Annotated in this window: 18 protein-coding genes; 9 read left to right on the top strand and 9 right to left on the bottom strand. The window is 58.4% G+C overall.

What is annotated here, in order from left to right:
- Complete coding sequence (gene hrpB, locus BST95_RS13035) at positions 1-2,556, bottom strand: ATP-dependent helicase HrpB (RefSeq protein WP_084200029.1); 2,556 nt, start codon at positions 2,554-2,556, stop codon at positions 1-3.
- Positions 2,557-2,761: 205 nt separating this feature from the next.
- Here hrpB and BST95_RS13040 point away from each other — a divergent pair, with 205 nt between their 5' ends.
- Together BST95_RS13040 and BST95_RS13045 are read left to right on the top strand one after the other, a co-directional pair.
- Positions 2,762-4,234 (top strand): HAD-IB family hydrolase, encoded by a 1,473-nt coding sequence (locus BST95_RS13040; RefSeq protein ID WP_084200031.1) that lies wholly within the window; start codon positions 2,762-2,764, stop codon positions 4,232-4,234.
- A 127-nt stretch (positions 4,235-4,361) separates the two neighbouring features.
- Positions 4,362-5,243 carry a lysophospholipid acyltransferase family protein gene (locus tag BST95_RS13045; protein WP_084200033.1) on the top strand — a complete coding sequence of 294 codons (882 nt, stop codon included), beginning with the start codon at positions 4,362-4,364 and terminating at the stop codon, positions 5,241-5,243.
- Positions 5,244-5,260: 17 nt separating this feature from the next.
- Here BST95_RS13045 and BST95_RS13050 read toward each other — a convergent pair whose 3' ends face one another.
- Both BST95_RS13050 and BST95_RS13055 read right to left on the bottom strand, forming a co-directional pair.
- On the bottom strand, positions 5,261-6,631 hold the full coding sequence (locus BST95_RS13050) for an MATE family efflux transporter (RefSeq protein ID WP_229801876.1): 1,371 nt from the start codon (positions 6,629-6,631) through the stop codon (positions 5,261-5,263).
- A 34-nt stretch (positions 6,632-6,665) separates the two neighbouring features.
- A complete protein-coding gene (locus BST95_RS13055) occupies positions 6,666-7,475 on the bottom strand; it encodes a hypothetical protein (protein ID WP_084200035.1) in 810 nt (269 codons plus the stop codon).
- Between the two features lie 152 nt (positions 7,476-7,627).
- On the opposite strand from BST95_RS13055, the gene BST95_RS13060 reads away from it, so the two are divergent.
- On the top strand, positions 7,628-8,500 hold the full coding sequence (locus tag BST95_RS13060; protein WP_084200036.1) for a helix-turn-helix transcriptional regulator: 873 nt from the start codon (positions 7,628-7,630) through the stop codon (positions 8,498-8,500).
- Positions 8,501-8,504: 4 nt separating this feature from the next.
- Positions 8,505-8,864, top strand: a complete 360-nt coding sequence (locus tag BST95_RS13065) for a YkvA family protein (RefSeq protein ID WP_084201167.1) — start codon at positions 8,505-8,507, stop codon at positions 8,862-8,864.
- 2 nt (positions 8,865-8,866) lie between these two features.
- Here BST95_RS13065 and BST95_RS13070 read toward each other — a convergent pair whose 3' ends face one another.
- The gene (locus BST95_RS13070) at positions 8,867-9,613 is read right to left on the bottom strand and encodes an ABC transporter permease (RefSeq protein WP_229801872.1); all 747 of its coding nucleotides are present in this window, start codon (positions 9,611-9,613) and stop codon (positions 8,867-8,869) included.
- Between BST95_RS13070 and BST95_RS13075 the strand changes: the two genes are divergently transcribed.
- Positions 9,603-10,211, top strand: a complete 609-nt coding sequence (locus BST95_RS13075) for a uracil-DNA glycosylase (RefSeq protein WP_169843939.1) — start codon at positions 9,603-9,605, stop codon at positions 10,209-10,211. The genes BST95_RS13070 and BST95_RS13075 overlap by 11 nt on opposite strands.
- Positions 10,212-10,217: 6 nt before the next feature.
- Here the strand turns inward: BST95_RS13075 and BST95_RS13080 are convergent, their stop codons facing one another.
- Positions 10,218-10,430 carry a hypothetical protein gene (locus BST95_RS13080; protein ID WP_084200040.1) on the bottom strand — a complete coding sequence of 71 codons (213 nt, stop codon included), beginning with the start codon at positions 10,428-10,430 and terminating at the stop codon, positions 10,218-10,220.
- Positions 10,431-10,525: 95 nt separating this feature from the next.
- Entirely contained in the window at positions 10,526-11,425 is a 900-nt protein-coding gene (gene ypfJ, locus BST95_RS13085) for a KPN_02809 family neutral zinc metallopeptidase (RefSeq protein ID WP_084200042.1), read from the bottom strand.
- Positions 11,426-11,529: 104 nt separating this feature from the next.
- On the opposite strand from ypfJ, the gene BST95_RS13090 reads away from it, so the two are divergent.
- Positions 11,530-12,987: a helicase HerA-like domain-containing protein gene (locus tag BST95_RS13090; RefSeq protein ID WP_084200044.1), complete on the top strand. Its 1,458-nt coding sequence runs from the start codon at positions 11,530-11,532 to the stop codon at positions 12,985-12,987.
- Here the strand turns inward: BST95_RS13090 and BST95_RS13095 are convergent.
- Positions 12,980-13,690 (bottom strand): glutathione S-transferase family protein, encoded by a 711-nt coding sequence (locus BST95_RS13095; protein ID WP_084200046.1) that lies wholly within the window; start codon positions 13,688-13,690, stop codon positions 12,980-12,982. The genes BST95_RS13090 and BST95_RS13095 overlap by 8 nt on opposite strands.
- Before the next feature lie 176 nt (positions 13,691-13,866).
- Between BST95_RS13095 and BST95_RS13100 the strand changes: the two genes are divergently transcribed.
- Both BST95_RS13100 and BST95_RS13105 read left to right on the top strand, forming a co-directional pair.
- Positions 13,867-15,735 (top strand): DUF885 domain-containing protein, encoded by a 1,869-nt coding sequence (locus BST95_RS13100; protein WP_084200048.1) that lies wholly within the window; start codon positions 13,867-13,869, stop codon positions 15,733-15,735.
- 65 nt (positions 15,736-15,800) lie between these two features.
- Complete coding sequence (locus BST95_RS13105) at positions 15,801-16,004, top strand: DUF1289 domain-containing protein (protein ID WP_084200050.1); 204 nt, start codon at positions 15,801-15,803, stop codon at positions 16,002-16,004.
- On the opposite strand, the gene BST95_RS13110 is transcribed toward BST95_RS13105, so the two are convergent.
- Positions 16,001-16,933, bottom strand: coding sequence for a DUF808 domain-containing protein (locus BST95_RS13110; RefSeq protein ID WP_084200052.1), 933 nt, complete (start codon positions 16,931-16,933; stop codon positions 16,001-16,003). The genes BST95_RS13105 and BST95_RS13110 overlap by 4 nt on opposite strands.
- Positions 16,934-17,059: 126 nt before the next feature.
- On the opposite strand from BST95_RS13110, the gene trhP reads away from it, so the two are divergent.
- Positions 17,060-18,373, top strand: coding sequence for a prephenate-dependent tRNA uridine(34) hydroxylase TrhP (gene trhP, locus BST95_RS13115; RefSeq protein ID WP_084201169.1), 1,314 nt, complete (start codon positions 17,060-17,062; stop codon positions 18,371-18,373).
- Here trhP and ppk1 read toward each other — a convergent pair.
- Entirely contained in the window at positions 18,370-20,517 is a 2,148-nt protein-coding gene (gene ppk1, locus BST95_RS13120; protein WP_084200054.1) for a polyphosphate kinase 1, read from the bottom strand. The two genes, trhP and ppk1, sit on opposite strands and share 4 nt — an antisense overlap.
- Between the last annotated feature and the right edge of the window lie 103 nt (positions 20,518-20,620).

The raw sequence follows: 20,620 nt of genomic DNA on the forward strand, positions 1-20,620 counted from the left end.
TCAAGCGTCGCTGCGGCGTTTGGTATGCCGCGTCGCCGGGGCCTGCAGCGGGTCATCCGGCCAGGGGTGCTTGGGATAGCGCCCCTTCATTTCCTTTTTCACATCCTGATAGCTACCGCGCCAGAACCCGGCGAGATCCTGTGTCACCTGCAGTGGTCGCTGTGCAGGTGACAATAAGTGAACCATTAACCTGACTTTGCCGTGGGCGACGGTGGGCGTACTTTCACAGCCGAACATTTCCTGGAGTTTTACAGCCAGCACGGGTGGATGCTGGGTGTAGTCGACCCGAATTGATGATCCGGAAGGCACACTGATGCGCTCAGGTACCAGCCGCTCCAGATCCAGCGGTAATGGCCAGGCGAGCATACCGGTCAGAATGGCCTGCAAGTCCAGGCGGGCAAAATCGTCAAGCTTGCGCACAGGCTCCAGCCAGGGCCCCAGCCACTGCTCCAACGTGGCAAGCAACGCCGCATCGCGAAGATCGGGCCAGGGGTTATCACCGCCCTCCTCGGCTACGCTATCGTGCAAGAGTTGCACCCGGGCGCGCCATTGTAGCGTGTCACTATCCCAGGGCAGGATATCCAGGCCGCGTCGCCGGACGACACCTAATAGCGCCTCGCCCCTGGCCTCGTCAGACACTTCCCGCAACGGTGACGACTTCAGCTGGATTGCGCCTACCATCCGTCGCCGCTGGGCACTGAAGCGTTCCTCGCGCTGGTCCCATTCAACCAGGTCCTCGCGACGTACCAGTTCTGCGAGGATGCCGTCGAAGCACACCGGGTTTAAGCGCGTAGCGCTGTAAATCCGGTCAGTGCTGCTGCCACGCTCGCCGCCAATATCCGCCACCGCCAACCAGGCTTCGCCGGCAATGGCCTGCCCACGATCAACACTGGCGCTGCGACCATTAGCCAACTGGTATTGGCCTTCGCTACGCTGCTTTGCTATCCGGTCCGGATACGCACTGGCCAGCAAAATACCGCACACATCGTCTGCCCCCACGTCAAAACCTGCACCCCGTGGCTGATGTACTTCAGTGGCGATACGCGCGTAACGCCTGGCCAATTGCCACACCCGACGAAACCAGCCCTGCAGGCGCTCGGGACATTTACCCTCGCCTAACAGCAGCGCAATAGCGTCTGCAATGTCGGCACTTTCGTTGCCCAGCGGATTGCGCTCGGACAGCACCGCCGCCAGCAGGCAGGCAGTCTCCCTGGCCTTGATGTCGCAACCCACCAGGAGCATGTGGGCCAACCTGGGATGCAACGGCACCTGCGCCAGGCGGACCCCATGTGGAGTGAGCTGCAAACCGCTCTGGGGGTGCGTAAAGACCGCACCACACTGTTCGAGAACACTGATCGCCTGCTGCCAGGCTGGCTGCGGTGGCGTATTCAGCCAGCACAATTCCTGCGGATCGCTAACGCCCCAGGCCAATAATTGCAGTGCCAGCGGCGCCAGATCCGCCTGCAGAATTTCAGGGCTGCTGTGACTCACCAGCCGCCCCTGCTGTTCCTCGGACCAGAGCCGGTAGCAGGCTCCCGGCGCAAGCCGCCCTGCCCGCCCGCGGCGCTGCTCTGCCGAGGCCTGGGACACGCGGCGAGTCACCAGTCGGGTAACGCCGGTCACCGGGTCAAACATCGGTTCACGCGCCAACCCTGAATCAATCACTATCGTGACGCCTTCTATGGTCAGGCTGGTCTCTGCCACGTTCGTTGCGAGCACAACCTTGCGCCTCCCCTCGAGTGCTGGCGCTATGGCCCGCTGCTGCTGTTCGAGCTTGAGACTGCCATAGAGGGGACATACATCTACCTCCGGGTATGCTGACAGCCTGGCACCGAGATCCCTGGCAACCGCACGAATTTCGCGCTGCCCCGGCAGGAAGACGAGTGCACTGCCCTGGCTGTTTGCCAGGGCATCGAGAACCACGTCAGTCACCGGCGGCGCTATCGCCTCCTGGAGCTTCAAGGTGCGTCGATAGAGGGTGGTCACCGGATACTGCCGCCCTTTTGATGTCACCACGGGCGCACCGTCGAGTAACGTCGCTACTGCGTCGCCGTCCAGAGTGGCCGACATCACCAGTAGCTTCAAAGGATCTTCCTCGCGGAACAGTTCACGGCCTTGTAGGCACAGCGCCAGACAGAGGTCCGAGTCGAGGCTGCGTTCATGAAATTCGTCAAATATCACCAGCCCAACGTCTTCCAGGCCAGGGTCGCTCTGCAAGCGCCTGGTCAGAATACCTTCGGTAATCACCTCGATGCGCGTCGCCTCGGAAACACAGGCATCCAGGCGAATCCGGTAACCCACCGTCTCGCCTACCTCTTCACCGAGCAACTCGGCCATTCGCGCGGCGGCGGAACGCGCGGCCATACGGCGCGGCTCCAACATGAGAATTTTTCGCCCCTTGAGCCAGCGTTCATCCAGCAGCGCCAGAGGAACTGCCGTGGTCTTACCGGCACCGGGAGGAGCCTGTAACACCAGCTCATGGTGCCCGGCCAGGGTCAGCACCAGCTCGCTGAGCACTTTGGCAATGGGCAGGTCTGCAATTGCGGGGATATTCATAGCGGCATCTTAACCAAGCCCGCTGCCGCTGACCACGTTACCGCACTCGCGCACCTACTTGGTGCGCTCGTTCACTCTAAAAGTGCAAAAGATGGCTCCGTCACGGCTTTGTCATACGCACAGCGGATAATGGAGCTATGGCAAGGTTCTTGCTGCACGTATCCACCAAGCCGCACGAGTGACAGCTTCTACGGGAGAAACACCGATGACCTCGTTTACTGAGCACCTCGATGGCATTGCCGCCCAAAGTCCTGGTCAGACCGGGTGTATTGCCTTCTTTGACCTGGATCGCACCCTGATCAGCGGCTACTCGATTACCGCCCTCGCTCGTGAGACCGCGCGTCACGCGGCCGCAAGCGGAGAAATGGCCAATGCCTCACGACTGGTACGCGAGGTGCTTCAACAGCGTGCCGATGGTTCTGGCGGCAACTACCATCGGCTGGTAAAACGGGTGGCACGAGCCCTCACGGGAGTTACCGAAGAAACCCTTTATGCCCTGGGCAGGCGTGCTGCAAGCAATCACCTTGAACGCACGCTTTACAGGGAAGCCATTGAGCTGGTGGAAACGCATCGCGCGGCGGGACACCATCTGGTGATTGTCACAGCGGCGTCGCGCTATCAGGTTGAACCACTGGCGGCCATTCTCGGCATTGAGGACATCTGCTGTAGCCAGTTGGTGGTCGAAGGTGGGAAGTTCACTGGCGAAGTCGTAGCCCCGCTGTGTTATGGCGAGGGAAAAACCCTGGCGGCCCGGCGCGCGGCACGGCGCAGAAAAACCAGGCTGTCTCGCTGTTACTTCTACACCGACTCCAGCGCAGACCTGCCACTACTCAAAGCGGTTGGTAACCCGGTGGCAGTCAACCCTTCCACCCGACTTGCAGACCATGCCAGCGAACAGGGCTGGCCGCAGCTCACGTTCTCCAGTCGCGGCCGGCCCGATCTCGGCCAGGTGCTGCGCACCGGCGCATTGGCACAGACATTACTGGCCACTGCATTAACCGGCCGTGCTGCGTCGTGGATGGGCGCAACGGCCCGCCAGAATGCAAACCTCATGACGCGGCTACTGGGTGACGTGGGATCAGGCTGTGCCGGACTTAACTACGAGGTAGAGGGGCGCAAACACTTGCAGCGCTCAGCGCCGGCTATTTACGTGTTCAACCACCAGAGTCTACTGGATGCCGTGGTGCTTGCCCACCTGCTCCGCGACGACGTCGTTGGACTGTGTAAGCAGGAGATGGCCTCCTCGCCGATCATCGGCCCGTTACTCAAACAGGTGGACACCATTTTCGTCGATCGAGAACAGCAGGATCAAAGTGACGTTATCGCCCGTGCCATGGCCACTCTCGACAGCGGCAGGTCACTGGTTATTGCGCCAGAGGGTACGCGAAGCACTCTCGGGCAGCTCCAGCCGTTCAAAATGGGGGCTTTCGTACTCGCTCGCAAAGCCGGCGTACCCGTCATTCCCATTGTGCTGCACAACGTGAAAGACGCGCTTCCGAAAGGCGCCAGAGTGATTAAGCCCGCCACCATTCGAATCACGGTTCTGCCGCCGATACCCCCAGAACACATGCGACGGATTCGGCCCTGCTGTCATCAGCTCGAGGCAACCTATAGCGCCATCCTGGGAGAATCGCTCGCAGCGGCATTGCCGCACAGTGCCAGTGCCAGGGAGGGCTGACCAACGGCTTACAGTGCCGCGATTCACAGCGCGACAGTCATCGGCTCCGGCAATCGGTGTGAATACATCACTGCTGTCGGACAAGTGAGCGACTATAATGTCCGTTTATTTCTAATGATTAGCGCGCATGCCCATTTTCGATAAAGACAACCAACCCTTGGGAACAGAACAGGCACTGGCTCATCACATCGAGTCGGCCCTGGCTGCACGTCCACCCCGGGGCGCAGCCCTTGAAACGTCCTATAAAGTCGTGAAAACGCTGTTCGATCCCGTCGTACTGGGTGAGCACAACCTGCCGGACAAACCCTGTCTGTTTGTCGGCAACCACTCTTTGTTCGCCCTGGACGGCTGGGTGCTGGGGCCGATCTTTCTTAAGGAGCTCAACCGCTTTGTCCGTGGCCTGGGAGACAAATTCCTGTTTACGGTACCGGCCATCGGCGACACGTTGCTGCGCTTTGGGCCGGTAATGGGACACCCTGACGTCTGCGCTGCGCTGATGGACGCGGGTGAAGATCTGATGGTGTTTCCCGGAGGCGCGCACGAAGCGGTCAAGCCCACACGCCAGATGTATGAACTGCAGTGGAAAGAACGCTATGGCTTCGTCAAGCTCGCAGCAAAACAGGGCTACACCATCATGCCCTTTGGGGTGGTAGGACCGGACGAGTTCTATGCCCATCTCATGGAAGGCGAAGACATCCCCCACTCGTCCCTGGGCAAACTCCTGCGCCGCGCAGGCCTGCTGGACGACAATACCCGCGCCGACATGTTGCCGCCCATACCCAGGGGCGCTCTGGGCACGCTATTCCCAAGGCCGCAACGCTGCTACATCGGCTTTGGCAATCCCGTCGATCTGTCTGAATTCAAGGGGCGCACGCCGGGTAAACGGCAATTGCAGAATATTCGTCAGCAGGTGGCGGACGAGATCGATACGCAATTGGGCGAGCTTCTTATTGCGCGGGCGCGCAATCAAGGCAACGAGGGGCTTTGGCGCAGATTCCTGACGCTGTAATCAGGTACAGCGTTGCCTCAGTGCTCGGCCATGACCCGGGCCAACCGCTCGGGACGCCGCCAGCGACTACTTCTAAGCCTCACCACAAAACACAGGGCGATTGAGATCAACATGGCGACCAGCACCCACCAGGATGCCAGCGGCGACATCTGCCAATGCACAATCACCAGGTACTGAGCGGCCAGCATGGCAAAGTGCAGTGAGGTCGATGTCAACATGACCCAGCGGGTATCACCGGCGCCGCGCAGCGCACCACCGGCGATCAGTATCGTGGCGTCCGCTAACATGTACGTACACAAGCCCAGCATCATGGCCTGGGCCATTTCCCTGACTTGCGCGAACTCTTCGTCCGGCGTGGCAAATACGTCTACCAGCTCAATGCGGAACGTGAAAAACAGTATGGCGAGAATGCTCGAGTATCCCAGCGCCATGATAAAACCCGAGGAAATCAGCTGATTTGCACGGGCGATATCACCGGCACCCACGGAGCGCCCCATCAGCGTCGCCACCCCGATACTCAAGCCAATCATCGGCACAAAGGACAGCATATCCCAGTTGAACACGATCGCGATGGCAGCGCCTTCGGCAACGCCGTAGGACTGAAACATGAGCAGAAACACGTTGAAGGTCGCCGTGTTCATAAACGCTTCGGTTGCCGAGGGTAGCCCCAACCGCAGAAAACGCTTCATCACGCCCTGATGGTAGCCCCAGCTTTGCCGCACAGAGTACTGGGCGACATGCTTGCGATCGCCGTAAAAGTACAGAAACAGCGCGATAGCCAGCGCCTGTGCACACAGTGTGCCCACACCGGCACCAACAATACCCAGTGGCGGAAGACCGACGTGGCCGAACACCAGCGCCCAGGTCAGGGGCACGTTCACCACAATGGCAATCACATCCACAAACATGACCACCTTGGATCGACCAATGCCCACGAAGTAACAAGCCAGCAAGGTTTTGCCCAACATAAAGGGCCCACCAACGAGCAGCGTATAAAAGTAGGCGCGCTCCAGGGGCACAAGGGTTGGATCGTGCCCAATCTTGTCAAAGGCAGTGCCACCGAGTACTCCCAACAATGCGATGATGGGTAGCGCCAGAGCAATCAGGTATACACCCTGAGTGACCACCACGGTACAGCGCTCCGTGCGCCCCGCTCCCTGATATTGTGCGACCAGGGCATTTGCGTAGCTGATCAACCCGGTGAAGAACGACAGGCAGAACATCGCCGCCACGCCGCCCCCTAGCGCCGCTGCAATATGGGCCGCGCTGAGGTCTGACATGAAGAAGCGATCGGTGAATATCATCACCGCAAACGTGCCCTGCGACACCACCATGGGCAGCGACAGGCGCGCGAGTTCACGCAGTGTTGTCAGGGACAGAAACTTCAATGCGGCGGCGTCCGGGCGTGGGGAGAGCGGCGCATTATACAGACCTCAGCCAATCCGCCCAGTCGCGCTGCAGGGCTGCGGCGCCGCCCGGGTAGGATCGAACCAGAAACCCTCCGGCATCGTAACTGCCACAGGAATGGGTCGACGCCTGCTGCAGGGTGAAGCCCAACGCCCCTCTGCCCTCCGATGACTGCAGCAGGAAATACACCAGAGACCATGACAGGGCATACAGCCGCTGGCTGTCGGGGGCGGTCCAGGCGGTATAGGGCGCCTTGAACAATTCCGTGAGAGAAGGCGCAGCCGCGACCGCCAGCCACCGCCGATGCCTTGGATTGACATGAAATTCCGGTCCATGGGGCGTCACTACGATGGTTTCATGCACCTCCGCCAACCCCTCTGCCAGCCAGTGCGGCGCGCCACCGAGTTGCGAGACAGTAATCAGGTGCGAGATTTCGTGTAACGCGCGATGACGGGACTCCACAGAGGACGCGTCGAGCAAAGCCACCGCCAGACGCGGCTCCCAGGCATAGAAACCAGTCACCTCAGGAAGCTCGGGCACCAGCGATTGCTTGCGCTGGCGGAAAGCGCCAGCATCGGCGAATAGTTCAAGGCGCACATCAACCACGAACGGTACCGGGGCTGCGAGCAACGCCTCCCAGTGCTGATAGATGCCACGTGCGCCCACCTCGATATCGCGCACCAGGAGAGGATCAACGTTGCCCGGTGCCGATTGAAGTGCAAACTGATACGCCGGTCCGCGAATGGCCTCGAAGTTGCCCTGACACATAGACAGGCGCACTGCCGAGGCCTGCGGTGTGATCAACAGCAGACAAAGGGACAGCATGGGCAGGCAGAATAGCGCCCGGAGACGAAAAACAGGCATGACAGTGCAGACAACTGATTTGCTAGCGGGTTCAGGTATTATACTCTAGCTATAATCACGACATGTACCCGCCGTATACGGGTATTTGATGGGCTCGACCGTTGGAGAACTCCATGCCCCAGGCAGAATCAAAATGGCCTTTTCGCTGGGACCTGCTGCTGCGTTATCGCTACATCGAAACCATTGCGCTCTGGGAGGGTCGGCTCACCACGCGCCATTTATGCGACACCTTTGGCATCGGCAGACAGCAGGCGAGCAAGGACATCAATACTTACCTGCGCGAAGTCGGCATCGACAATCTCGAATACGACAAGTATCTCAAGGGTTACAAACCTACCGAGAGCTTTACGCCTCAGGTCACTCGCGGTCTGGCTGACGAATACCTGCACCTTGTAGCGCGCAACAACGAACTGCTGAATATGTTCGAATCGCTGTCGCTTAATGTCAGTAATGTCGAGGTACTGGCGCACCCCGTTCGCGACGTCAAACCGGAGGTGCTGCGCCCGATCATGCAGGCGGCGCGACAACAAAGGCGCCTGGACTGCGATTATGTATCGCTGAACAACCCCGACCGTGAAGGCCGCATCATCGTGCCCCACACGCTGGTGTACACCGGTCTGCGCTGGCATGTGCGCGCCTGGTGCGAGAAGAACCAGGAATACCGGGATTTCGTTCTGAGTCGGTTTCGCGACACGCCGGAACTCATGGATGAATCCGAGCACGGCGCTACTGGCGACGTGGAGTGGAATACCACAGCGACCATCCAGATTACCCCGGATACGCGACTCAACGCGGCCCAGCGCGAAGTTGTCGAATGTGATTACGGCATGATCGGTGGCGAACTGAGGATCACCACCCGCGGCAAGCTGGTTCCCTACGCGCTGCGCCTGCTGCACATCAACCCCCGCGAGCAACTCAGTGACCCCACCGCCCAACAGATTATCGTGGCGAATCGGGATGAACTCGAGCCGTGGCTATTTGGCTGACATCATGAAAGATCAGAACGAATTCCAGGACGCCTACAGCGAACAGAATTTCTGGCGCAAGCTCACCGGCTACGCAAAGTCCGCCGGTCGCGAAGTTGTCGAGAACGCCCTGCTGCTGTTTTATGCCATGCAGGAAGAAGACGCACCGGCCTGGGCGAAGGCCACTATTGCCGGAGCGCTTGGCTACTTTATCGTGCCTATCGACGCCATCGCTGACCTCACCCCTGCGGTTGGCTATGCCGACGATCTGGGTGTACTTGCCCTGGCGATTGCGGCGGTAGCGCAGTACATCAATGACGACGTACGTGCCAAAACCGCTGCCAAACTCGACAGCTGGTTTGGTGACGACGACAAGCCCGACTAGATTCAGCGTTCTTTTGCCAACCTGCGCATCACCAGCGCCAGGAAGACGGCAGTCGAAATACCCGCCGCTGCGAAAATGAGACACATCACCATGATCTGGTAACGCGCCGCAACCAGTGGTGAAACCCCCGACAGTATCTGTCCAGTCATCATGCCCGGCAGAGAGACCAGACCCACTGCAAACATGGCGTTAATCACAGGAATCATGGCCGCCTGGTAAGCCTTTATCCGCGCTTGCGCCAGTTCGACACCGTGTTCAAGTTCACTGAACAGGCGCTCCGCTGCTAGACTCACCGCGGTCATGCTGTTGGCAAAGGCCATTCCGGCCAGCGGGACGACATAGCGCGGCACGTACCAGGGGTCCACCGACAACACCAGCTGGGTAATCAGCGCCAGCGTCAAACCGCCACCAGTGACTATGGCAATCCACGAGTCCGCCAGCAATTGCAAGCGCCGGCCAGGCACCGATCCAACCGCAATCCAGGCCGATGCGGTCATCATAATGGCCAGCACCAGGGCGATCAGCAAGCCATTATCGGCCCCGAATATCCACGCCAGCACATAGCCTATCGCCATCAGCTGCACAAGCATTCGACCCAGCGCATAGAGTGCGTTGCCAATGCCGAATGACCACCGCCACAAGATGAGCAGGGCGATAAATACGGGAACAAAAGCCAGCGCCAGGCGCGGCAGCGATAGTGTTATAACGGCATCTTCCATCGTGGTATATATACACCATATGGATGACATAGACAGTTTCATCGACCAGCTTGCCGCATTTCCGCGCTCCGCACAGCTGGCAAATCCCTATCACGCAGCAGCGTATCGCGACAATCTGCGGGTCTACCTGCGCAAGATTTTCGCACAGCCCGGACGCAGGGTACTGCTGGTGGGAGAGGCATTGGGATATCGCGGCGGCGTCTTCACGGGCCTGCCGTTCAGCAGCGCGCGGCTGGTCAGGGAGTCACGGCATCCGTTCTGGCAAACACTGCGCCCGCAGTTGCAGATTAATGATGACCTGGCCGAAGCCACGGCCAGTATCGTTTGGGAGTATCTAGCCGGGCGACGGCGCATCCCCTTGTGTTGGAACGCCCTGCCGTTTCACCCTCACCTGCCCGGCCAACCCTACTCCAATCGTGCGCCGAGCGCGGCAGAACTCAAGTCCGGCGAAACATTTATGCAGCAGCTGATAACTGCCTACCAACCGGATCGGATCGGCGCCGTCGGCGGCAAGGCCGCACAGGCGATACAGCGCGCGCTCCCCCACCAATCCTTTCGCGCAATCCGCCATCCGTCTTACGGCGGCAAGCAGGACTTTATTCAAGGCATGGACCGGCTGCTGCGCTAGGCATGCTCAACCTGCCGCGGTCACCCAGAGGCCGCTGGCCGCGATCGCAGCGGTCACCAGTTCCGGGAGATAGCTACCGCCGAGCAACAACGCGGTGGTCACTGCGCCAATGGCAATAAGCCGCTCCGCAAGGTGGGTCTCGGGCGAGGCGGCAGGCCCGGAACGCCGGGCAAGCAAATTGCGTGTGATACGGTATTCGATGGCTTTGGCGTAAGTCATGGCAGCTCTCCAATGTCTGAGCCTGCATCATGGATCACCCACTCATTGCGCTCCATCTGTCGCCTTACGGACGCGTTCGAAAAGGCGACAGGTGCCTATAGCCGCTGCGCAGAAAAGGTATCGCAGGCGTCCACAGAGCCCTGTTCAAACCCGACCCTGAACCAGTGCACACGCTGCTCGGATGTACCATGGGTAAAACTGTCAGGAACGACGCGCTGGCCGGCCTCGCGCTGCAAACGGTCATCGCCGATCGCGCTGGCCGCCCTAAGTGCCTCTTCGAGATCGCCCTCATCGAGTATCTGCGCCTTGCGGTTGGCGAAGTGGCCCCAGATACCGGCGAAGCAATCAGCCTGCAACTCCTGGCGTACCGATAACGCATTCACCTCGGCCTTACTCCGTCCCCTGCCGGCGGCGTGCACCTGCTGGCTAATTCCCAGCAGCGTCTGCACATGGTGCCCGACCTCGTGTGCCACCACATAGGCCTGGGCGAAATCACCTGGGGCACCGTGGCGGCGAGCCAGGTCGTTGAAGAAACTAAGATCAATGTACAGATTCTGGTCACCCGGGCAGTAAAACGGACCGACCGCGGCGCTGGCCAGGCCACAGGCTGAATTAACCCTGCCGCTAAACAACACCAGGGTCGGCTCGCGATACTGTTGCCCGGAGGCGGTGAACACCTGATTCCAGGTATCTTCGGTCTCCGCCAGCACGACCGAGACGAAATCGGCCAACTGCTCCTCTTCTTCACTGAAACTGGCTTGGCCGGACCCGGTTTGCCCGCCGGCGAATAACAGGCCGAGTACGTCGACACCCACCATCCTGCCGCCGAAGATAACCAACAGGCCACCGATAAGCAGCACCCGTCCGGTCTTGCTACGCAGTAGCCCGGGCAGAAATCTCAAGAGTAGCGGCGCCGCTCCGGCGGCCGCATAGCTGGGGCCATCACCCCGACGGTCGTCAATGTTGTCGCTTCTTCTACGATCCTGCCAACGCATAGCGGCCCTCCCTGATTATTCAATCTAGCAGCGACTTAAAAACTGGCAAGCTGCCGCGCTTGAATATACTCTGAAAGTTATTGCATACCTCAGGGACATCCAGCATGAGCATTCTCATCGGCGGTAACGACAGCGGCCAGGTTGGCCTGGATCCAAAATTTGCCAACCGCCATGGCCTGGTGGCCGGAGCCACCGGTACAGGCAAGACCGTGACGCTGCAATGTCTGGCGGAAGGCTTCTCGGATCTGGGCGTGCCCGTATTCCTGGCCGATGTAAAAGGCGATATTTCCGGCATGAGCCAGGCCGGCAAGCCCCACCCCAAAGTTGACGAGCGCGTTGCCAAGATCGGCATCGAGGGCTTTAGCCAGCACGCCTATCCGGTGGCGTTCTGGGACTTGTTCGGTAAGAAAGGTACGCCAGTACGCTCTACAGTCTCCGAGATGGGACCACAGTTATTGTCGCGACTGCTCGACCTCAATGAAACCCAGGAGAGCATCATGACCCTGGTATTTGAGTTCGCTGATCGCGAGGGCATCCTGCTGGTGGATCTCACCGATCTGCGCACCACACTTGAGTACCTCGGCGAGAGCGGCAAGTCATTGGGCGCCGGCTATGGCGTATCAAAGGTATCCATTAATGCCATTCTCCGTCGCCTACTTATGCTGGAACGCGAAGGCGGCAAGAAGTTTTTTGGCGAGCCGGCACTGGAGCTGGAAGACTTTATGCAGGTGGCACGCGATGGCCGCGGCATCATTAACATTCTGGCAGCCGATCAACTGATTATGAGCCCGCGGGTGTACTCGACGTTTCTATTGTGGCTATTGTCAGAGCTGTTCGAGACCCTGCCGGAACTGGGTGATCCCGAACAACCTGTGCTGGTGTTCTTCTTTGACGAAGCTCATCTCCTGTTTCGGGACGCCCCACGGCCGCTGCTGGAGAAAATCGAACAGGTGGTGCGCCTGATCCGCTCCAAGGGCGTCGGCGTCTATTTTGTCAGCCAGAGCCCCAGCGATATTCCCGACAGCGTGCTTGGCCAACTGGGTAATCGCATTCAGCATGCGCTGCGCGCCTACACACCCAAGGAACAGAAAGCGGTCCGTGTAGCCGCCGAATCCTTCCGCGCCAACCCCAAACTGGATACCGTCACCGCAATTACCGAGTTAGGTGTGGGCGAAGCGCTGGTATCCACCCTGCAAAAAAAAGGGGTGCCCTCGCCGGTAGAGCGGGTACTGATCAGGCCACCCTCGTCACGCATGGGCAAAGCCACCATGGCCGAGCGCAAAGCGCTGCTGGATCGCGACCCGAACATGCGTCGCTACGGAACCCCCGTCGATCCACGCTCTGCTCACGAGGTGCTGTCGGAGCGAACCCAGGCCCGCCTCGACGCCCAGCAGGAAGAAGAAATGCGCAAACGTGCGGAGAAGGCCCAGGGCAAGACGAAGTCCCGCTCCAGCAGCCGTCAGAGTGTCGGTGAAGCGTTCCTGAAAAGCATTGCCCGCAGCCTCGGATCTACTGCGGGCAGGGAATTGTTTCGCGGTGTACTGGGGTCGCTACTCAAGTAGCTTGCGGGCCGGTAAGCGCTTCAACACGCGCCATCCAGGCCACTACCCCGGGATATTCCTGCATCATGGCTTCGAGCTCCACTGTGTCCAGGAAACAGGAAAACATCGCATGTACAGCCAGGTCGGCCAGAGTCAATTGACCGCCAACCAAAAAGTCACTCTGCTCCAACATGCCAGCGACGGCGTTAATGTGACGGCGACAGTCGACAAGCAGTTGTCGCTCTGACTTGCGACCAATACCCTGAGTCGCGGTGATCTTGCGAATTCCCTTGCGGATCTGCCCCGGCATTTTCCCCGCAAGCACCGACTTCAGAAACCATCCCTCGCGCTCAAACATCCGCGGCAGGTTCCGCTCCCAGTTATGCTCTGTGGTAAACCGCATGTGCATCTCGTAAAAATACAGGCTCTCATCGGCCCAGTCCTCCAGCACATGCACCATGCCAGCCAGGGCGGGATCTTCAGGAATGAGCGATGGGCCAGCAAACTGCTGTTCGATATAGTGCGCCGCGTCTGTGGAGTCGCACACCCATTCGCTGTTGTGTTCTATCGCCGGTAATTTGCCGATGGGATTGTGCTCGCGCTTCAATTTGCCCTGTTCTACCAACAGCCAATAGCGCTCCTCAAAAGCAATGCCTTTGTAGCGCAGCATTCGCTGTAATTTCTGATTAAACGGCGACATGTGATACTGGTGTAAAACCACCATGAAATAGCCCCTTTTGTTATTGATTCTCAACGCCTCGCGACTGCTGGTTTTTTGACCATTGGCGGTGTATAGTCCGCCCCGAACGGCCGGCAATCCCGGCTAAATTTCTCGCAAATGCCATCGCCGGGCTCTTATCCGAACTCGCGGTCGCGTTTCCTGAAGATGGTAGCAACAATATGTCCCGAACTGTACTCGGAGCGGCTCTTGTCGCCCTGCTAGGCACGGCTGTGCTGGTAACCCCTGTTTTCTCCAGCGAACAACCTTCTCAAACATCCCTCTCAGCCGACCAGGCGAGCGAATCGGCCCGGGCCAATGCCTTGTTCGACGATATCTTCGATCGCCGTATTGCCCGTGACCCCAAGTACCAGACCTACCTTGGTATCAAAACTGACTACGACAAGTGGACGCCGATTTCCGAGGAGCGCTACGCCAGTGAGTTGGCTCACGACAAAGCCGACCTCGCATCACTGGAAGGGATTAATACCGACCTGCTCGATGACCAGACCCTGCTCAGCTATCGCCTGATGGAGCAGGACCTGCAAGAGAGCATTAGCGATTACCGCTGGCGTCACCACACCTACCCGGTGAACCAGATGTTCGGTACGCACTCCGAGATTCCCGCCTTTCTGATCAACCAGCACCGCATTGCTTCGGTCAGCGACGCACAGGCCTATATCGCTCGTATCAACGGCGTGAAACCGCTCATGCAACAGCTGATTGAGCAGCTACAGATTCGTGAACACAAAGGCGTCATCGCACCCGACTTTGTGCTCCCCCACGTGATCTCGGATTCCCGTAACCTGTTGGTAGGTGCGCCCTTCGAAGGTGGCGAGCCCAGCACTCTGATGGCCGACTTTACCGCCAAAGTCAGCGCCCTGGACATCTCCGACAATGAGCGCAATAAGCTCCTGCGCGACGCCGAAATGGCCCTGGTAGCGAGCTTCCAGCCCGCCTACCAGGATCTGATTGTGTACCTGGAAAACCTGCAGGAAAAAAGCACTCACGAAGCCAGCGTGCGCAAGCTGCCTGACGGCGAACGCTTCTACAAAAACCGTCTGGCCCGCAATACCACCACCGAGCTGACTGCCGACGAAATCCACGCCCTGGGGCTCGCGGAAGTTGAGCGCATTCACGCCGAAATGCGTGTCATCAAGGACAAGGTCGGCTTTGAGGGCACGCTGCAGGAATTTATGCAGTTTATGCGCAGCGACGACCAGTTCTATCTGCCCAATACAGATGAGGGCCGCGAGGAATATCTAGTACACGCCCGCTTCGTGCTCGAGGACATGGAAGATCGCCTCGATGCATTGTTTATTACCAAGCCCAAAGCCGAGCTCGAAGTAAAGCGCGTCGAGCCCTTCCGTGAGAAATCAGCCGGCAAGGCGTTCTACCAGATGCCTTCAGCCGACGGCTCGCGTCCGGGCAAGTACTACGCCAACCTGTACGACATGGCGCAAATGCCCACTTATCAGTTGGAGGCACTGGCCTACCACGAAGGTCTGCCCGGCCACCACATGCAAATTGCTATCAAGCAGGAACTGGGCGACCTACCCAAGTTCCGTCGGTTTGGTGGCGTCACCGCCTACAGCGAAGGCTGGGGACTGTATTCAGAACTGCTGCCCAAGGAAATCGGCCTGTATCAGGACCCCTACTCTGACTTCGGCCGTCTGGCCATGGAACTGTGGCGTGCCGTGCGTTTGGTCGTAGATACCGGCATGCATGCCAAAGGCTGGAGCCGCGAAGCGTCCATCGAGTTCTATGTCAGCAACACGCCCAACGCGGAAGGCGATGCGGTCAAGATGGTTGAGCGACACGCCGTCATGCCTGGCCAGGCAACCGCCTACAAGATCGGCATGCTGAAGATTCTTGAGGAACGCAGTAAGGCCCAGCAGGCCCTGGCGGACGATTTCGACATTCGCGAATTCCATGAGGCGGTGCTGCGCAACGGTGCCGTACCCCTCAATGTGCTTGAAGAGCAGGTCGACGCCTACATCACCCGCAAGCGCGCCATTGCAGCCAGTCCTGAGGCCAAACCTGCCGGTTGAGCATGGCTCTGATCGCAGCGGTTTTGCTAGTCTCTACCTCCTGAAAACGGGAGGTAGGGACAATCATGGCCGCAGACTGGCATCGCAGCGAAGAGGACAAAATTCACAAGTCACCCTGCGTGCATAACTGCAGTCTGGTTAACGGTATTTGCAGTGGTTGTTTTCGCACCCCGGACGAATGCGACCGCTGGCACAATGCCGACATCGAGGAGCGCAAAGCGATTTTGCAGCGCACCGAGCAGCGCCGCCGCGAAAGCCAGAGCAGCTAGCTGGCCGGTGCGCGGCGCAGCTTTTTCCCTCCCTCAACAACCGCAACCACCAGCGCACCGGCAATCATGCCTATCACCACGCCTGCCATAGTCGGCGTAATGGCCGCCAATACCGGACCAAAACCCGCCGTAAGTTGTTCAACGGCAACCGCCAGCGGATGAATACCGTGGACGAGAATTCCACCACCCACCATAAACATCGCAACCGTACCGATCACGCCCAGCGCCTTCATCAACCAGGGTGCGAACTTGATCAGGCCCAGGCCAAACCAACGTTTGAAGCGCGCCCAGAGGCCCTCGCCTTCACTTTCATGCAGATACAATCCCGCGTCATCGAGCTTGACGATGCCGGCCACCAGGCCGTAAACGCCCACCGTCATAATGAAAGCAATGCCAATAAGCGTACCAATCCGGGTGACGAGATCCGCCTCCGCCACAATGCCCAGGGTGAGCACGATTATTTCCGCCGAGAGAATAAAGTCAGTGCGCACAGCACCCTTGATCTTACTCCGCTCGAGCTCGACCAGATCGACGTCAGACTTGGCCACCTGTTCCAGCCTCGCAGCTTTTGCCTGTTCGTGATCATCGGTACTATGTAAGAACTTGTGGGCGATCTTCTCGAAGCCTTCAAAACACAGAAATAACCCACCGGCCATGAGTGCGGGGGTAATCAACCAGGGGGCCACGAAAGAGACCAGCAAGGCCAGTGGGACGAGAATCGCCTTGTTCACGAGCGAGCCCTTGGCCACCGCCCATACGACTGGCAGTTCCCGCTCGGCCCTGACACCGGTCACCTTCTCGGCATTCACCGCAAGATCGTCACCGAGTACACCAGCGGTCTTCTTGGCCGCCACTTTTGTCATCAGCGACACATCGTCCAATACCGCGGCAATGTCATCGATCAGCAACAGTAAGCTGGAACCTGCCATTGGGCTCTCCCGGTCAATTGAGGCCTCTTGAGTGTGCCTTTTTCGGGGTCAAAACACTAGTTGCGCTGATCTGATATGGGTACAATGCGCGCCTATTTTTTGACCAGTTCGGCCCTCATGACATCGATTGCTCCAGAACTTCTCTCCCCCGCAGGCACCCTGAAATCCATGCGTTTTGCGTTCGCCTATGGCGCCGACGCGGTGTACGCAGGGCAGCCCCGCTACAGCCTGCGCGTGCGCAACAATGAATTCAATAAACTGGAGAATCTCGCCGCTGCGGTAGAGGAAGCCCACGGCATGGGCAAGAAGTTCTATCTGGCGTCGAACATCTCACCACATAACGACAAGGTCCGCTCTTACATTCGCGACCTGGAGCCTGTTATCGACATGGGACCCGACGCACTCATTATGTCCGACCCCGGCCTGATCATGCTGGTGAAAGAGCGCTGGCCAGACCAGGAGATTCACCTGTCCGTACAGGCCAATGCGGTCAACTGGGCGACGGTGAAGTTCTGGCACAAGCAGGGTATCAGCCGGGTCATTCTGTCCCGTGAACTGGGCCTGGACGAGATCGAGGACATTCGCCAACAGTGCCCGGAAATGGAGCTGGAGGTGTTTGTTCATGGCGCGCTGTGCATCGCCTATTCGGGCCGCTGCCTGCTCTCTGGCTATATGAGCCACCGCGACTCCAACCAGGGTGCTTGCACCAATTCATGCCGCTGGGAGTACAACACCCACGCAGCCACCGAAACGGATACCGGCGATATCATTGCCGTCGATGCCGCCGCCAACCAACACCATCCCGAAGCCAATGAGCCGGTGCTGCTCCAGGAGCGCAATCGCCCTGGCGAATATATGCCCGCCTACGAGGATGAGCATGGCACTTACATCATGAATTCCAAGGATCTTCGTGCGGTGCAACACGTTGAGCGGCTGGTAAACATGGGCATCCACTCGCTCAAGATCGAGGGGCGCACCAAGAGCCATTACTACGTGGCGCGCACTGCACAGGTCTATCGGACCGCCATCGACAATGCCATGGCAGGAAAGCCCTTCGACATGGGGCTGATGTCAGAGCTCGATCACCTGGCCAATCGCGGTTACACCGAGGGCTTCTATCGCCGGCACGTACCGAGTGAATACCAGAACTACGCGGTAGGTCATTCGGGCAATCCGAACCAGCAATTTGTTGGCGAAGCCCTGTCCTGTGATGGCGACACCATGACCGTGGATGTAAAAAACCACTTTGCGGTGGGCGACACCCTGGAACTGATCAGCCCTGCGGGGAATTACCAGTTCAAACTGGAGAACATTACCAACCGCAGAGGCGTAGACGTGGACGCTGCGCCAGGCTCAGGTCACGTTGTGCACATACCGCTGCCCGAAGGACACGGGATTGGCGAAGACGGCGGCCATGCGCTGTTGATGCGATACCGCTAAAGACCAGCCTTCTTGCGCCGGCGCTTGGCCGGCACTCGCATTCTCGAGCTTGGAAAACGCGGCAATTTGCCCGTTGAAAGATAGCGGTGAATGCTCTCCTGGGAACGTATTCGCGCGCCCTTCTTCTTGCTGTCGGCAAAGGCATTGGACAGGTCTGCGTCCAGCACCCGCGCCTTGACGTTATCGTGCCACTGCTGATCGAGGATGCCCTGGATCATCTCCTGTGCGTCCTGATCAAAAATGGGTACCAGCGCCTCCACCCTGAAATCGAGGTTGCGCGTCATCAGGTCCGCAGAGCCAATCATATAGCGCGGATTACCGCGGTTGTAGAACACATAGACGCGTGGATGCTCCAGATACCGGTCGACGATACTAATGGCCTGAATGTTATCTGACAGCCCTTTCACACCCGGCAGCAGCGAACACATACCACGGACGATAAGATGCACCTGGACACCGGCTGCGCTGGCTTCGTACAGTTTTTTTACCAGCTCACGATCCACCAGGTTATTGCACTTTAGCGTCATCTCAGCGCGATAGCCGGCGCGTGCGTTCTCGATTTCCTGATCAATCAGTGCCAACAATCCAGGTCGGCTGCTATGCGGCGAGACCAGAAGCAAACGATAGTCTGGCCTGCGATAGTTGTACTGCAGAAAATCGAAGATGTTATACACATCCTTACCGACATTCTGGTCGTAGGTCATCAGCGTGAAATCGGTATACACCCGCGCGGTTTTTTCGTTGAAGTTACCGGTACCGATATGTGAGTAATAACGTCGTGAGCCGCCCTCACGGCGCTCTATCAGAATCAGCTTGCTGTGCACTTTGAGGCCGGGAATACCGAAGATGACATTAATCCCGTTCTCGGTAAGCCGTTGCGCCCAGCTGATGTTCGCCTCTTCGTCAAACCTGGCAGCAAGTTCGACCACGGCCAGCACGCGCTTGCCATTGTCCACGGCGTTTACCAGGGCATCGATAACACGAGAATTCTTTGCGACCCGATACAGGCAAATTTTGATATCGGTAACATCCGGGTCAAGTGCTGCGGTCTTGAGAAAATCGACCACATAATCAAACGGGTGATAGGGGTAGTAGAGAAAAACATCCTTGTCGCGAATTGCGTCAAAAATACTGTTCTCACATTCCAGTCGCTCTACCCGAATCTGCGGCAAGGGTTTGTGCTCGAGATATTTCGGCCCCACATTGGGAAAGCTCATGAAATCCTTGGAGTTGTGATATCGACCGCCGGCAATGAGGCTGTCGTATTTGCCAAACCCAAAGCGGGTACACAAATGGTCGAGCAATCGCTGGGGAATGGTGCTGTCGTAAACCATGCGCACCGCGTCGGCCTTCTTGCGCTGTTTGAGACTTTTCGCCATCTTATCGATCAGGCTCTGGGTAATACCTGTGTCGATTTCCAACTCGGCATCGCGGGAAAACTTGAAGCAATATGCCTGCGCCTCATCGACGGGAATAACACCGCGAAACATCTGCGGCAGGCATGCCCGGATCACATTATCCAGGGCAATAAACACTTTGCCGCCCTTGCCCTTGCGCCTGGGAATTTCGACGAAGCGTTCCAGGCGATCAGTAGGGACTTCAACCACCGCGTAGTTGTAGCTGTCACCGGACAGTATGTCGACAGCCAGGTAGATTGACTCATCATTCAAGGTAGGGATGGCGCGATCTTCGCGCAGCAATATGGGTTCCAGCTCCGGCAACACCCTCTCGGAGAAATAATCCTGCACATACCGCGCCTGCCCCTCATCGAGTTGGCGCTCGTTAATCAGGTAAATCTTGCGCCGCGCCAGCTCCTGCATAATCACGCTATAGATGCGATCAAATTCTTGCTGCAGCTCCACCACCCTGTCCAGGATGGCAACCAGCAAGTCCTTGAAGTATTGACGGTTGGATCCAGACGACACGGAGATCAGGCGACGCACCTCCGCGACCCGGACACGAAAGAACTCATCGCCGTTGTTGGAAAAGATACCCAGATAGCGCAAACGCTCGATAATGGGCACACTTTCGTCTGCTGCCTCCTGCAGAACGCGCTCATTAAACGACAACCAGCTCAATTCGCGGGGGTAAAAGTGGTCACTCTCGCGCAGATCGGCTGCGCGGGTTTTGATCGGGTTTGCCATGGTGGTCCAGTCTAAGATCGACTCTTCGAATCTAGTACATTTTCGTTACGAGCGATAGCGCGGTTTGATGACAGACACTAGACAGATAGGTACAAAAAAAGAG

Origin of the sequence: Halioglobus japonicus (genome assembly GCF_001983995.1) — a bacterium.
GTDB lineage: Bacteria > Pseudomonadota > Gammaproteobacteria > Pseudomonadales > Halieaceae > Halioglobus > Halioglobus japonicus.